Origin of the sequence: Pseudarthrobacter sp. fls2-241-R2A-127 (genome assembly GCF_030209355.1) — a bacterium.
In the GTDB taxonomy this organism is placed as follows: domain Bacteria; phylum Actinomycetota; class Actinomycetes; order Actinomycetales; family Micrococcaceae; genus Arthrobacter.
This window is the reverse complement of record NZ_JARVSF010000053.1, coordinates 1-14,827: the sequence shown is the minus strand read 5'-3', so window position 1 is coordinate 14,827 and position 14,827 is coordinate 1. Positions and strand designations below refer to the sequence as shown.

The following is a 14,827-nucleotide window of genomic DNA, read 5'->3' as shown; positions in this document are numbered from 1 at the left end:
CAATCAAGGGTGGAACATCATGGCCAACAATGGTCGCCGATCGGTTAAAGCGAAGAAGGGCCCAACCGTCGGAACCGGTGGCCATGGCCGCAAGGCGCTCGAAGGCAAGGGACCAACGCCCAAGGCGGAGGACCGCGTCTATCACAAGGCGCACAAGGCCCGGCAACTCGCCGAGCGGTCCGCGGCCAAGCGCGGAACGGGCGCCCGCAGTGCCGGGGCCGCCAAGTCCGGTCCCAAGGGCCGCGCCACCGAAGAAGTGGTCACCGGCCGCAACTCCGTGGTTGAGGCGCTCCGAGCCGGCATCCCGGCCAAGGCCCTGCACGTGGCCATCCGCATCGAGATGGACGACCGCGTCAAGGAATCCCTGAAGCTCGCCGCCGAACGTGGCATCCCGCTGCTCGAAACCGGCAAGCCCGAACTGGACCGGATGACCGACGACGCCGTCCACCAGGGCCTGGTGCTCCAGATTCCGCCGTACGAATACCGGGACGCCTACGAACTGGCCGAGGAAACCGTGGAGAAGTGGAAGAAGGGGCACGTCAGCAACGCGCCGCTCTTCGTCGCCCTTGACGGCATCACCGATCCCCGGAACCTCGGAGCCATCATCCGTTCCGTTTCCGCCTTCAGCGGCCACGGCGTCATCGTTCCGGAGCGCCGCTCCGTAGGCGTCACCGCCTCGGCCTGGAAGACCAGCGCCGGCGCCGCCGTCCGCGTCCCCGTTGCCCGCGCCTCCAACCTGAACAACGCCCTGAAGCAGTTCAAGGGCATGGGCATCTTCGTGCTGGGGCTCGACGGCGACGGCGATGTTTCGCTGCCCGACCTCACCCTGGCCAAGGAACCCGTGTGCATCGTGGTGGGCTCGGAAGGCAAGGGCCTGAGCCGCCTGGTCCGGGAGAACTGCGACCAGATCGTCTCGATTCCCATCGACTCCGCGATGGAATCCCTGAACGCCTCCATGGCAGTGGGCATCTCGTTGTACGAGGTCTCCCGCCAGCGCGCTGCGAACTAGGCCGCTTCCCACATAATTTCCACACACAACCCGGCGCCCCAGCGGTGTCCGGGCTGGTCACGTGCCTCTGGCCGATATTATTTAGGTGATGGTCATGCCGCTTTTCGACACCGCATCCACCATGGACGCATCCTCGCCGGTTCCCCTCGGTGTCAGTGTTCCGCGCGTTGATTCCGGCGGAACGCGCCACCATGCCGGCGGCCGCGCCAACGTTGCGTGTTTCGCTCCTGCGGTGACCGGCCTGGATATCGTCTACTGTCCGCCGGCCGGGCAGTGGCGGTCCCGGACCCTGCCGAACGTGCTGCGCGGCGTCCATTACGGCATCGTCGAGGACCTGCCGTACGGTTCGCGGTACGGGTTCCGCCCGTCCTCCGACCATCGACCCCTGCCCCCGCTTGACGCAGCCGGCAGCGGGAACGACGCCGGCAACCCGCCATTGTTGCTTGACCCCTACGGCCGGGGTGTGGACGAGCTGGACGGGCTCCTGGCCAGTGTCCGGACCGCTCCCGGCTTTGATTGGGGAGCAGACGAGCCCCCGGCCCTGCCGTGGCGCAACACGATCCTCTATGAGGCCCATGTCCGGGGCCAGAGCAAGCTCCATCCGGACGTGCCCGAAGACCTGCGGGGCACCTACGCCGGCATGGGGCACCCTGCCGTGGTGGAGCACCTCACGAGCCTGGGCATCACCACCGTGCAGCTGCTGCCCGTCCACTTCCACCTCGATGAGCCGCACCTGCAGGACCTGGGGCTCACCAACTACTGGGGCTACAACACCGCCGCCTTCTTCGCCCCGCACCCCGGCTACGCCACCCGTGCCGCCCGGGAAGCCGGCCCCCAGGGGGTCCAGGACGAGTTCAAGGGCATGGTCAAGGCCCTGCATGACGCCGGCCTGGAAGTTATCCTCGACGTCGTCTACAACCACACTGCTGAGGGAACACAGGACGGCCCGGTCGTCAGCTTCCGCGGCCTGGGGGAGCAGGCGTACTACCGGATGGACAGCCACGGAAAGTACGTGGACACCACCGGTTGCGGGAATACCTTGAACTTTGGCGAGCCGCACGTGGTCCAGCTGGTGGTCGATTCGCTGCGGTACTGGGTGGACGAGTTCCACGTTGACGGTTTCCGGTTCGACCTCGCCGTCACCCTCTGCCGCAACGCTGAGAACGAGTTCGATCCCAACCACCCGTTCCTCACCGCCATCGCCGCGGATCCCGTTCTTTCCGGCGTCAAGCTGATCGCCGAGCCGTGGGACGTCGGCTACGGCGGCTGGCAGACCGGGCGCTTCCCGGCCGGATGGGTGGACTGGAATGACCACTTCCGGGACGCCGTCCGGACGTTCTGGCTGGCAGACCGCGCCGCCATGGACGCCGGCGGCCACGGCGGAACCATGGCCAGGCTCGCGGATTCGCTGTCCGGTTCCGCCGGCCTCTTCCAGGCATCCGGCCGCTCGCGCCTGGCGTCGGTCAATTTCGTCACCGCCCACGACGGTTTCACCATGAATGACCTCGTCTCCTTCGACCGGAAGCACAACGAGGACAACGGTGAAGAGAACCGGGACGGTCATGGAGACAACCGCAGCTACAACCACGGAGTGGAGGGGCCAACGGAGAACGGGCTGATCCTGGCCAGGCGGGCACAGTCCCGCCGCAACTTGATGGCCTCGCTGATGGTTTCGCTCGGAGTCCCCATGATTGCCGCCGGCGATGAGCTGGCAAGGACGCAGCAGGGCAACAACAATGCCTACTGCCAGGACAGCCCCATGACCTGGCTGGACTGGACGCTGACGCCGGAGGCACACGAAATGCTGCGCAGCACCAAGCGGTACATCCGGTTGCGTAAAGAGTTCCTCGCCGCCCAGCCCCACGATTTCCCTGTCCGCGACGAACAGTCCTACCTTTACTGGTTCGACCAGCACGGGCAGCCCATGTCCGCCGAGCGGTGGAACGATCCGCACCATCGCGTCCTGCAGCTCCTGCTGGGGGACGACGGCGGTGCGCTCGCCGGCCTGGTGGTGGTGAACGGCGGCGATACGGATGTGCAGATCACGCTGCCGGACCCCGGTCGGGCAGCTCCGAGCCTCTTCGAGTTGCGCCTGACCACATCTCCCTTCCACGAGCAGCGGCAGGGCAGCCGGGTTGCCTCGGGCGAGACCGATGTTGCCGAGGCCAACTCCATCAGCATCTACCGAACCTAGATCCAGTAGAACCGGCCGGCAGGTACACCCGAATGCGCAAACGCTCCGTGCTTCCCTTACTCCTGGCTGCCCTGGTGGTGCTGGCGCTGGTGGCGTTCGGCGGGGCGGGTCTATTGGGCGGCCAGGGTGAAGGCACGACGCCGGGAGCGGCTTCCGGCGCCAGCCCGGCTCCCGGCGGGGCGGGTACGCGGGCGCCGGGAAAGAGCGCGGCGGCACACCGGGGAGCCAACCCGTCCAGCCTGCCGGAAATCCGTGAGTCCACGCTCCCGCTGGAGGGGCGGCGCGTCCTGGCGCTGATCCGGGCGGGTGGTCCGTACCAGTTCAGCCAGGACGACCAGGTGTTCGGCAACTTGGAGCGTGTCCTGCCCGCCCGGGACCGGGGCTACTACCGCGAGTACACGGTTCCGACGCCCGGTGAACCGGATCGGGGCGCGCGGCGGATCGTGGCAGGCAACGGCGGCGAGAAGTATTACACCGGTGACCACTACACAACGTTCAAGTACATAGCGGAAGGCAGCTAGCACCCCCATGAAGATCTTTTCCGGCGATACCTGGACCCTCGAAGAACTGCAGGAGCAGGTGGCTGACGCCGGGCGCCGCAGCCTCGTGGTTCCGCCGGCCGACAGCAAACGCGCCGTCCTGGAGACCTTCGGCGAAGTCCTGGACTTCCCTGAGCATTACGGTGTGAACCTGGACGCGCTGAACGATTCGCTCCACGACTTCGCGGACAGCATCACGGACAACGGTAATCCGCCCGTGACCGTCCTCTGGCAGGTTGCCGCCCCGTTCCGGAGCGAGAGGGCATTCGGCATCATCTGTGAAATCCTGCAGGACGCCGAGCGTTACGCCGGCACGGACCTCGCCGTCACGGCTGTCCTGCTCTGAGGCTCCCGCGTCCCCTGTGCCGGGGCCGCACGTTACCCCGGGTACCCCGTGTCCGGCCGGCCGCGGCCGGCCGGACACCAGGTCAGGCGTTGACGATCAGGCCGAGCTCCGCCTTGGAGGCCAGCGCCTCGTGCCGGGGCAGTACGCGGACCGTGTAGCCGAACGGTCCGGAGCGGTCGATCAGCAGTGAGCCGCTGAACAGGTGCCGGCCGCTGCCCAGGTCCTCCTTCACCTGCAGTTCCATCATGGTGATGTCCGCCAGGGTGTCGTTCTCCTCGGCCCGTCCGTAGGCCACCTCAACGCAGACGTCTTCCGGCGCCAGGGCGTTCAGGGCCACGTAGGCGTTGACCTGGAGGGTGTCGCCGATCTGCGGGTCCTCTGACACGCCCACGGAATCCACATGCTCAACGTGGACCTGTGGCCAGGCGCCGCGCACCTTGGCGGACCAGGCCGCCAGCGCCCGGGCCTGGGCGTATGAATTCGCGGTGGCGCTGCGGCCGGCGTCAGCTGCCGGCCGGTACAGGATGTTCACGTAGTCACGGAGCATCCGCTCGGCCGAGACTGCCGGACCCAGGTGCGAGAGGGTGTGCTTGATCATGGACACCCAGTGCGTCGGGACCGTCTCGCTCCGGGTGGTGGAGGGACCTGCAGCCCCTGCACCCTCGGACACCGTGCTGCCGTAGAAGCGCGGCGCCACCTGCGTTTCGAGCAGCTCGTACAAGGCTGCAGCCTCGATGTCATCCCGTTCTTCCGGCGACGCGTCGTTGTTCGCCGTCGGAATCGCCCAGCCGTTCTCGCCGTCGTACATCTCGTCCCACCAGCCGTCCAGGACGGACAGGTTCAGCGAACCGTTCAGGGCGGCCTTCATGCCGGACGTACCGCAGGCCTCCAAGGGCCGCAACGGGTTGTTGAGCCAGACGTCGCAGCCCGGGAAGAGCGTCCTGGCCATCGCGATGTCGTAGTTGGGCAGGAACGCGATGCGGTGCCGGACCTCGGGGTCGTCAGTGAACCGCACCAGGTCCTGGATCATCTTCTTGCCGGCGTCATCGGCCGGGTGGGATTTTCCGGCGATGACCAACTGGATGGGGTGGTCCTTGTGCAGCAGAAGGGCCTTGAGCCGCGCCGGTTCCCGCAGCATCAGGGTCAGGCGTTTGTACGTTGGCACCCGGCGGGCAAATCCGATGGTGAGCACGTCCGGGTCCAGGACGTTGTCCGTCCAGCCCAGCTCGGCGTCGGCCGCGCCGCGCTTCTTCCATGCGGCCCGGAGCCGGCGCCGCACGTCTTCCACCAGTGCTGCCCGCATTTCGCGGCGCAGCGCCCAGACGTCGGCGTCGCTGACGTTGTAGGCGAGGTCCCACTTGCCCAGTGCTTCCGCCTCGCTGCCGAACTGGTCGCGCGCGAGCTTGGAGATCCGGCTGTCCACCCAGGTGGGCACGTGGACGCCGTTGGTCACTGACGTGATGGGGACTTCCGAGTGGTCGAATCCGGGCCACAGTGCGGAGAACATCCCGCGTGACACTTCTCCGTGGAGCTTGGCCACGCCATTGGCGCGCTGGGCCAGGCGGAGGCCCATGACGGCCATATTGAAGACGGCGGGGTTTCCGTCGGCATAGTTTTCCCGGCCCAGTTCCAGGATCCGGTCCAGCGGGACGGCCGGTGCCAGGCCGGCCTGGAAGAAGTGGCTGATCTGGGCGATCTCGAACCTGTCGATGCCCGCGGGGACCGGGGTGTGCGTGGTGAACACGGTGGAGGCGCGGCCGGCTGCCAGCGCTTCGTCGAATGAGAGTGCTTGTTCACCGGACATGAGTTCCTGGATCCGTTCAATGCCCAGGAACCCTGCGTGTCCTTCGTTGGTGTGGAACACCTCGGGGGCCGGTGAACCGGTCAGCTTCTGGAACGCGCGGAGGGCCTTGACCCCGCCCATCCCCAGCAGCAGTTCCTGCTGCAGCCGGTGGTCACCGCCGCCACCGTACAGCCGGTCCGTGATGCTGCGCGCGGCGTCGTCGTTGCCGGGCACGTTGGAGTCGAGCAGGAGCAGGGGAACGCGTCCGACGTCGGCACGCCAGATGTGTGCCAGGAGGCGGCGGCCGTTGGGAAGCGGGAGCGATACCTCCACGGCTTTTCCGTTACCGTCCGGGGACGGCTCGCGGAGCAGCGTGAGGGGCAAGCCATCGGGGTCCAGGACCGGGTAGGTCTCCTGCTGCCAGGCGTCCCGGGACAACGACTGCTTGAAGTACCCGGCCTGGTAGAGCAAGCCCACACCGACCAGTGGTACACCCAGGTCCGAAGCCGCCTTGAGGTGGTCGCCCGCCAGGATGCCCAGGCCGCCCGAGTACTGGGGGAGGACCTCGGTGATACCGAATTCGGGAGAGAAGTAGGCGATGGAGGCGGGGGCGTCCGGTCCCAGGCCCTGGTACCACCGTGGCTCCTCGAGGTACCGGTCCAGGTCCTCTTCGGCCGCGCGGACCCGCTCCACCACCGACTGGTCGGCGGCGAGCTGCTGGAACTCCTCGCGGCTGACCATACCCAGGAAACCGATGGGGTCCTGGCCGCTTTCCTCCCACAGGCGCGCGTTGAGCCCGGCGAAGAGTTCGCGGGTGGGGCGGTGCCACGACCACCGCAAATTGCTGGCCAACCGGGCCAGCGGCCGGATGGGCTCGGGGAGGACTGTACGGACCGTAAACCTGCGGATTGCCTTCACCTGCGCCACACTAACCGACAACCTGCCGGGCCGGAACAAGCTTTGGGTTTCTTTTGGGTAAATGACAGGGGCGTGAAGAAATTGGGCGGCGACGCGATGGATTTCAAGCAGCAGCCTTAGCAATCCTGGGCATTTCTCGCTAACGTCGAGGCTGTGACGACTAACTCAGGAACCAGTGCCGCATCCACCAAAATGCCCCAGCGCCGCATAACCGAGGGTCTGCGGTTCGGGCGTTTTCCCATCACCAACGTGCAGCCCGTCGTCGACGGCGGAAAAGTTCCCGCCAAAGCACTTCCCGGCGAGGCGATCGTTGTGGGGGCCACCGCCTTCCGGGAAGGCCATGACCAGCTCGGCGTCAGCGCCGTCCTCCTGGACCCCACAGGGGCTGAGCGGCAGCGTGTCCGGCTCGCCCCTCCCCGCGGGGTACGCGGAATGGGAACCGATCGCTGGGAAGGCGTCCTCACGCCGTCGGAAACCGGCAACTGGTCCTTCGTCATCGAAGCCTGGCACGACCGCTACGGCACCTGGCACCACAATGCCGAGGTCAAGATCGACGCCGGCATCGACGTCGAACTCATGCTCGCCGAAGGTGCCAGGCTGCTCGGTGAAGCCTCTGTCGAGGACTTCCGGGACGAGGTGGACCGGGCAGCCCTCCGGCACGCCGCCGACGTCCTTGCCGACCAGTCCCGCAGCACCGAGGAACGGCTCGCGGCCGGATTCGGCCAGGAGGTCGCGGACATCGTTGCGCGCCAGCCCATCCGCGAACTGGTGACCGTTTCGGAGAAGTTCCCCCTGCTGGTGGAACGGGACCGGGCAGGCCGGGGCGCCTGGTACGAGTTCTTCCCGCGGTCCGAAGGCGCCGTCAAGGACCACAACACCGGCGCATGGACGTCGGGAAACTTCCGGACCGCGGCCCGCCGCCTCGATGCCGTCGCGGCCATGGGCTTCGACGTCATCTACATGCCCCCGATCCACCCCATTGGCGTACAGCACCGCAAGGGACCCAACAACACCCTGGTGGCCGGCCAGCACGACCCCGGCTCACCCTGGGCCATCGGCGCGAAAGAGGGCGGCCACGACGCCATCCACCCCGATCTTGGTTCGTTCGAGGACTTTGACGCCTTTGTGGCCCGTGCAAACGAGTTGGGCCTGGAAGTGGCCTTGGACCTGGCACTGCAGGCGGCGCCGGACCACCCGTGGGTGCAATCGCACCCCGAATGGTTCACCACCCGTGTGGACGGCAGCATCGCCTACGCGGAAAACCCGCCCAAGAAGTACCAGGACATTTATCCGCTCAATTTCGACAATGATCCGGAAGGGCTTTCCCGCGAAATCCTCCGGATTGTGTTGCTGTGGGTCAGCCACGGGGTAAAGATTTTCCGGGTGGATAACCCGCACACCAAGCCGGTGTGGTTCTGGGAATGGCTTATTGCGGAAGTGAATAAGAACGTCCCCGGCGTGGTATTCCTTGCCGAGGCGTTTACCCGCCCTGCCATGATGCACGCTCTGGGCCGGGCAGGCTTCCAGCAGTCGTACACCTACTTCACCTGGCGCAACACCAAGACGGAGATCGAGGAGTACTTCGACGAAGTCAGCCACGAATCCCCGGCGTACTTCCGCCCGAACTTCTTCGTGAACACCCCGGACATCCTCACCGAATACCTGCAGTACGGCGGCCCGGCGGCTTTCCGGATCCGGGCTGTCCTGGCTTCCACGGCCAGCCCGCTGTGGGGGGTCTATGCCGGGTACGAACTGTTCGAACACGTCGCCCGGCCCGGTGCCGAGGAGTACATCGACAACGAGAAGTTCGAATACAAGGCACGTGACTGGGAGGCTGCGGCAGAGTCGGGGCGCACGCTGGCCCCGTACATCACCCGGCTGAACCACCTGCGCCGGGACCACCCGGCACTGCTGGACCTGCAGAACCTGACCGTCCACCACAGCACTGACAACGCCACGGTGGCCTACTCCAAGCACAAGACCCTCCCCGACGGGTCCAAGGACACCATCATCGTGGTGGTCAACGTGGACCCGCACGGCACCCGGGAATGCACCGTCACCCTGGACCTTGCCGCGCTGGAACTGGACCCGCAGGACCTCACCCCGGGCGGGGGCTTCTACGTGGACGACCTGATTTCCGGTGAAAGCTGGGAATGGGGCGAGTACAACTACGTGCGCCTCGACCCACACGTGGAGCCCGCCCACATCCTGAGCGTGAGGAGAATGCATTCGTGAGTTTTAATCCGCAAAGTTCCGGCCATTTCACACCCAAGAGCACGTTCGAGCTAAATGCGCCTGGCCTCCAGCATGACCCTCTGTGGTACCGCAAGGCCGTGTTCTACGAGGTTTTGGTCCGGGCCTTTGCGGATGCCAACGGCGATGGGTCCGGGGACTTCTCCGGACTCATCGACCGGCTGGACTACCTTCAGTGGCTGGGCGTGGACTGTCTCTGGCTGCCCCCGTTTTTCCAGTCACCGCTGCGCGACGGCGGCTACGACATCTCGGATTACAACTCCGTGCTGGACGAGTTCGGCACCATCAGCGACTTCAAGCGGCTTGTGGCCGAAGCCCACGCCCGCGGCGTCCGGGTCATTATCGACCTGCCCCTGAACCACACCTCCGACCAGCATCCCTGGTTCCAGGAATCCCGGAAAGACCCCGACGGGCCCTTCGGCGACTTCTATGTCTGGAGCGACACCGACGAGAAGTACCAGGACGCGCGCATCATCTTCGTTGACACCGAGGAATCGAACTGGACGTTCGATCCCATCCGGCGGCAGTTCTTCTGGCACCGGTTCTTCAGCCACCAGCCGGACCTGAACTTCGAAAACCCCAAGGTCATCGAGGCCGTGTTCGATGTGGTCCGCTTCTGGCTGGACCAGGGCATCGACGGGTTCCGGGCAGACGCCATCCCCTACCTCTTCGAGGAAGAGGGGACCAACTGCGAGAACCTGCCCGCCACCCACGAGTTCCTCCGCAGCCTCCGGGCCATGGTGGACGAAAGCTACCCCGGCCGGGTGATAATCGCCGAGGCAAACCAGCCGCCCAACGAGGTGGTGGAGTACTTCGGGACCGAGGAGGAACCCGAATGCCACATGGCTTTCCACTTCCCGATCATGCCCCGCCTGTACTATGCCCTCCGGGACCAGAAGGCCGCGCCCATCATCGAAACCATGCGCGACACTCCCGACATCCCCGACGGTGCCCAGTGGGGGACATTCCTGCGCAACCACGATGAGCTGACCCTGGAGATGGTCACCGCCGATGAGCGCGCGGCCATGCTGGGCTGGTACGCGCCGGACCCACGCATGCGAGCGAACATCGGCATCAGGCGCCGCCTGGCCCCGCTGCTCGACAACTCCCGGGCCGAGATCGAGCTGATCAACGCGCTCCTGCTCTCGCTTCCGGGTAGCCCGTTCCTCTACTACGGCGACGAGATCGGCATGGGCGACAACATCTGGCTTGAGGACCGCGACGCCGTCCGAACCCCGATGCAGTGGAACCCGGACCGGAACGCCGGGTTCTCTCACGCCGATCCTGGCAAGCTGTACCTGCCGCCCATCCAGTCGCTGGTCTACAACTACAGCATGGCCAACGTCGAAGCCGAGGCTGCCCATTCCGGGTCGCTGTTGCGCTGGACACGGCAGATCCTCAGCGTGCGCAAGAACCACCCCGCGTTCGGCCTTGGCGGGTTCAAACACGTGGAAGCAGACCACGATGCCGTCCTGGCCTACCTGCGCGAGCTGCCGGCCAACAACCCGGCCGGCGCCCCGGCCGAAACCATCCTGTGCGCCTTCAACCTCTCCCAGCATCCCGTGGCCGCCAAACTGGCCATTCCCGAGTACGCGGGACGGGGGCTGCGCGACGTTTTTGGTGGCCAGCCCTTCCCGGGCATCGGCGATGACGGAAGCCTCACCTTGACCATCGGAAGCCATGATTTCTTCTGGCTCCGCATGCGGACGGCGGGGTCCAACCCGTCGTCGCCCTACACCCAGGCCATGCCCATCCTGTCGATAGAGAACTGAGATGAACCAGCCAATCCTCACTCCCGCCCTGACCGCGCTGCTCAAGGAATGGCTGCCGCAGCAGCGTTGGTTCCCCGTCAAGACTCCAGACTTCGCCATGTCCCAAGTGGGCAGCCTGGGCCTTTCCGACCCAACGGGCCACGCCGCGCTTGCCGTGTTCCTCCTGGGTGTCACCACGGACGGGCCCGACGGCGGCCGGCGCACCACCGTGGTCCAGGTTCCGTTGAGCTTCCGCCCGGCACCTGCCGGTGGCATGGAAAGGGCGCTCGTCGGCGAAGCGGCAGGAACCGACCCGTCCCGTCCGTGGGTCTACGACGCCGTGCACGATCCTGATTTCGTCGGTGCGTGGCTCGAGCTCATCCGGCAGGAGGAGAAGTCTGCAAGCGGGTCTGCCACCGGACACCGCGTCGAGGGGCCCTACCGCCTTCCCACCGCCAAGGGCGTGGTGAAAGTGCTCTCCGGAGAGCAGTCCAACAGTTCCGTCATTGTGGACGACGGCGAATCCGCGGCGATGGTGAAATTCTTCCGGGTGCTCTCGGACGGGATAAATCCTGAAATCGAAGTCGGTGCGGCGCTGACCACGGCCGGAACGCCCGAAGTGCCTGCAACACTCGGCTGGGTCCGCGGAGAATGGCTCGGACAAGGCAAACCCGTCCAGGGCGAGCTGGCGGTGGCCCACGAATTCCTCGCCGGGGGCCGCGATGCCTGGCGGCTGGCCGTGGACGCCGCTCGCCAAGGTGCCGACTTCACGGCGGAAGCGCGGGCCCTCGGTGCGGCCACGGCCAGTGTTCACCGACGGCTGGCGGAAGCGCTGGGACAGTCGGCTGCGCCCGATGCCGGCAAGGCCATTGGACCCGCTGTAGCCCAGCGTGTCCGCAGCGCCTGGGCGGAAGCCGGCACCGCCGTCGGACCCTATGACGACGCTTTGGAAGTCCTCCTGGCAAACCTGGACGGGGCGCCCACCGGCCTCCTCCAACGTATCCACGGCGACCTTCACCTGGGCCAAATCCTGCAGGTCACCGGTCAATCCGGTGGCCAGTCCCGGTGGGCCATCCTTGATTTCGAGGGCGAACCGCTGCGGCCCATCGCCGAGCGGAACGTCCCTGACGTGCCGCTTCGAGACGTCGTGGGAATGCTGCGGTCCTTCGACTACGCGGCCGGTGCGGCCCAACGCGAGCAGGAGGGCGCCCAGGTGCCGGACACCTGGGTGGACGACTGCGCGGACGCGTTCCTCGAAGGCTACTCAGCCGTCATTCCCGGCACGGTAGACCGGACCTCGCCCCTGTTTGTGGCATTGTGGCTGGACAAAGCGCTGTACGAAGTTGTTTATGAAATGCGTAACAGGCCCGACTGGCTGGCGATCCCCGTGAACGCCTCCAGGCGGCTCCTGAGCGGTAACGGCACCGGCGATCAGGCCGGCGCAGCATCGGAAGGTAACGAAATGACAGGCTCAGCACAAACTGACCGCCCGGGGGTGCCGCTCCACGTGGACGAAGGCACCTTGGGCAAGATCGCGAACGGTGAACACCACGCGCCCCATTCCGTCCTGGGCGCGCACCTGGACGATTACGGGCACGTCACCGTCCGGACCGTCAAGCACCTGGCCGAAGCAGTCACCGTCGTTACCCAGGCCGGTGAAGTTCCCATGGAACACGAGGCCCACGGCGTGTGGGTCGCCGTCCTGGAACCGGTACAGCAGGGCCATGTTCCCGACTACCGGCTTTCGGTCTCCTACCCGGGCCAAGAGCCGGTGACAGTTGATGAGCCCTACCGCTACCTGCCGACAGTAGGGGAAGTGGACCTGCACCTCATCGGCGAGGGCCGGCACGAGAAGCTTTGGGAGGTACTCGGCGCCCACGTCCAGCACTACAAGTCCTCGCTGGGGGACGTCAACGGTGTTTCCTTTGCCGTCTGGGCTCCCAACGCACAGGCAGTCCGCGTCAAAGGTGATTTCAATGCCTGGGACGGACGCGAAAACTCCATGCGCTCGCTGGGATCATCCGGGGTGTGGGAAGTCTTCATTCCAGGGGTGGAAGCGGGCGCCTGCTACAAATTCGAAATCCTGACCCGCGGCGGATACTGGGTGGAAAAAGCCGACCCCCTCGCGTTCGGCACCGAAGTTCCCCCGCTCACGGCCTCCCGGGTGGTGGAACCGTCCTACGCTTTCAAGGACGACGAGTGGATGGAAGCACGCGCCCAGCGTGATCCCCACAACTCGGCCATGAGTGTCTATGAAGTGCACCTCGGCTCCTGGCGACTTGGACTGGGCTATAGGGAGCTCGCCAAGGAACTGGTGGAGTACGTCAAATGGCTCGGGTTCACCCATGTGGAGTTCATGCCCGTGGCAGAACACCCGTTCGGCGGCTCCTGGGGCTACCAGGTCACGTCCTACTTCGCGCCGACGTCCCGGTTCGGCCACCCGGACGAGTTCCGCTACCTGGTGGACATGCTCCACCAGGCCGGAATCGGCGTACTGCTGGACTGGGTGCCCGCCCACTTCCCGAAGGACGCCTGGGCGCTGGCCCGGTTCGACGGCGAACCCCTTTACGAGCACGCTGATCCTGCCCTCGGCGAACACCCCGACTGGGGGACGCTCATCTTTGACTTCGGCCGCACCGAGGTCCGGAACTTCCTGGTGGCAAACGCCCTCTACTGGCTGGACGAGTTCCACATTGACGGTCTGCGCGTAGACGCGGTGGCGTCGATGCTTTACCTCGACTACTCGCGGGAGGAAGGCCAGTGGCGGCCCAACCGCTTCGGTGGCCGGGAAAACCTCGAAGCCATCTCCTTCCTGCAGGAAGTCAACGCCACGGTCTACAAGACACACCCGGGTGCTGTCATGATCGCGGAGGAGTCCACCGCGTTTCCGGGCGTCACCGCCCCCACCAGCAACGGTGGGCTGGGCTTCGGCCTGAAATGGAACATGGGTTGGATGCACGACTCCCTCAAGTACATCTCCGAGGACCCCTACAACCGCCGGTGGCACCACGGCACAGTGACGTTCTCGTTGGTCTATGCGTTCACGGAGAACTTCCTCCTTCCCATCAGCCACGACGAAGTAGTCCACGGCAAAGGCTCCATGCTCCGCAAAATGCCGGGGGACCGTTGGCAGCAGCTGGCAAACCTTCGCGCGTTCTTTGCCTACCAGTGGGCCCACCCGGGCAAGCAGCTCATCTTCATGGGTACTGAATTCGGGCAGGAGGCGGAGTGGTCCGAACAGTACGGCCTGGACTGGTGGCTGGCCGACATTCCCGCGCACAAGGGACTCCAGTTGCTGACCAAGGACCTCAACGAGCTGTACGCGTCGACACCGGCGCTCTACACCCAGGACAACGTCCCGGCCGGGTTCCAATGGATCAACGGGGGAGACACCGACCGTAACGTCCTCTCGTTCATCAGGTGGGGCACCGACGGCGAACCGATCGTTTGCGCCATCAATTTCTCCGGGGGCCCACATGTCGGCTACACCTTGGGCGTGCCATCGGCCGGCGCCTGGACTGAGGTCCTCAACACCGACCACACCAACTACGGCGGCTCCGGCGTCCTCAACAGTGGTGGGCTGACGGCCACCACCGAAGGACAGGACGGGCAGCCGGCCACCCTGACGGTGACGCTGCCTCCGCTGGGCGCGTCCTACTTCAAGCCGGGAGCGGCCGCCTCGGCCTGAGAACCCAAGGACTCTTCGCAGTGAGTCGGAAGGGCCCGGAATCCGGCAGGATTCCGGGCCCTTCGCGTTGGCGAATCGGGCCGGTCGATGACAGCGATGACAGCCGCTCCACGCCGACTGGCGATCCCGAATAAGTGGTGGTAGAGTTTATTTCCGCGCTGCTCCACGGAGTCAGGCGGACAACCGATCCCCCAAGCTTATGCTGAGGAAGATCGCGGACGCCGATTTGACACGCTGGAGGTCAGCCGGTAAGTTTGGAAAGTTGCTCCGGAGCGATCTTGGACCTTGATGGTTTGGGTGGTGCTGGGTGTGTCTGTTGTTTGAGAACTCAATAGTGTGCCAAGTT

8 protein-coding genes are annotated in these 14,827 nt (G+C 65.8%); 7 read left to right on the top strand and 1 reads right to left on the bottom strand.

All coding sequences use genetic code 11. The features are described from left to right. Positions 1-19: 19 nt before the first annotated feature. The 4 genes from rlmB (at position 20) to QRN53_RS21220 (ending at position 4,088) form a co-directional block, all read left to right on the top strand. A complete protein-coding gene (gene rlmB, locus QRN53_RS21235; protein ID WP_285245789.1) occupies positions 20-1,009 on the top strand; it encodes a 23S rRNA (guanosine(2251)-2'-O)-methyltransferase RlmB in 990 nt (329 codons plus the stop codon). Positions 1,010-1,097: 88 nt separating this feature from the next. After that, positions 1,098-3,203, top strand: coding sequence for a glycogen debranching protein GlgX (gene glgX / locus QRN53_RS21230; protein ID WP_285245788.1), 2,106 nt, complete (start codon positions 1,098-1,100; stop codon positions 3,201-3,203). A gap of 32 nt (positions 3,204-3,235) precedes the next feature. After that, on the top strand, positions 3,236-3,724 hold the full coding sequence (locus QRN53_RS21225; RefSeq protein ID WP_285245787.1) for a guanyl-specific ribonuclease: 489 nt from the start codon (positions 3,236-3,238) through the stop codon (positions 3,722-3,724). Between the two features lie 7 nt (positions 3,725-3,731). After that, the gene (locus QRN53_RS21220; RefSeq protein WP_285245786.1) at positions 3,732-4,088 is read left to right on the top strand and encodes a barstar family protein; all 357 of its coding nucleotides are present in this window, start codon (positions 3,732-3,734) and stop codon (positions 4,086-4,088) included. Between the two features lie 82 nt (positions 4,089-4,170). Here QRN53_RS21220 and glgP read toward each other — a convergent pair whose 3' ends face one another. After that, positions 4,171-6,789, bottom strand: coding sequence for an alpha-glucan family phosphorylase (gene glgP, locus QRN53_RS21215; RefSeq protein ID WP_285245785.1), 2,619 nt, complete (start codon positions 6,787-6,789; stop codon positions 4,171-4,173). 192 nt (positions 6,790-6,981) lie between these two features. Here glgP and QRN53_RS21210 point away from each other — a divergent pair, with 192 nt between their 5' ends. Genes QRN53_RS21210 through QRN53_RS21200 form a run of 3 tightly spaced genes read left to right on the top strand, consistent with a single transcriptional unit; the run spans position 6,982 to position 14,481 of the window. Beyond that, positions 6,982-9,024 carry an alpha-1,4-glucan--maltose-1-phosphate maltosyltransferase gene (locus tag QRN53_RS21210; RefSeq protein ID WP_285245808.1) on the top strand — a complete coding sequence of 681 codons (2,043 nt, stop codon included), beginning with the start codon at positions 6,982-6,984 and terminating at the stop codon, positions 9,022-9,024. After that, on the top strand, positions 9,021-10,814 hold the full coding sequence (gene treS / locus QRN53_RS21205; protein ID WP_285245784.1) for a maltose alpha-D-glucosyltransferase: 1,794 nt from the start codon (positions 9,021-9,023) through the stop codon (positions 10,812-10,814). The genes QRN53_RS21210 and treS overlap by 4 nt, the downstream gene beginning before the upstream one ends. A 1-nt stretch (position 10,815) precedes the next feature. Beyond that, complete coding sequence (locus QRN53_RS21200) at positions 10,816-14,481, top strand: 1,4-alpha-glucan branching enzyme (protein WP_285245783.1); 3,666 nt, start codon at positions 10,816-10,818, stop codon at positions 14,479-14,481. Positions 14,482-14,827 lie beyond the last annotated feature (346 nt).

Bases quoted from the DNA above. Each gene is read 5' to 3' on its own strand.
- rlmB (WP_285245789.1), top strand. From the start codon at position 20: ATGGCCAACAATGGTCGCCGATCGGTTAAAGCGAAGAAGGGCCCAACC.
- glgX (WP_285245788.1), top strand. From the start codon at position 1,098: ATGGTCATGCCGCTTTTCGACACCGCATCCACCATGGACGCATCCTCG.
- QRN53_RS21225 (WP_285245787.1), top strand. From the start codon at position 3,236: ATGCGCAAACGCTCCGTGCTTCCCTTACTCCTGGCTGCCCTGGTGGTG.
- QRN53_RS21220 (WP_285245786.1), top strand. From the start codon at position 3,732: ATGAAGATCTTTTCCGGCGATACCTGGACCCTCGAAGAACTGCAGGAG.
- QRN53_RS21210 (WP_285245808.1), top strand. From the start codon at position 6,982: ATGCCCCAGCGCCGCATAACCGAGGGTCTGCGGTTCGGGCGTTTTCCC.
- QRN53_RS21200 (WP_285245783.1), top strand. From the start codon at position 10,816: ATGAACCAGCCAATCCTCACTCCCGCCCTGACCGCGCTGCTCAAGGAA.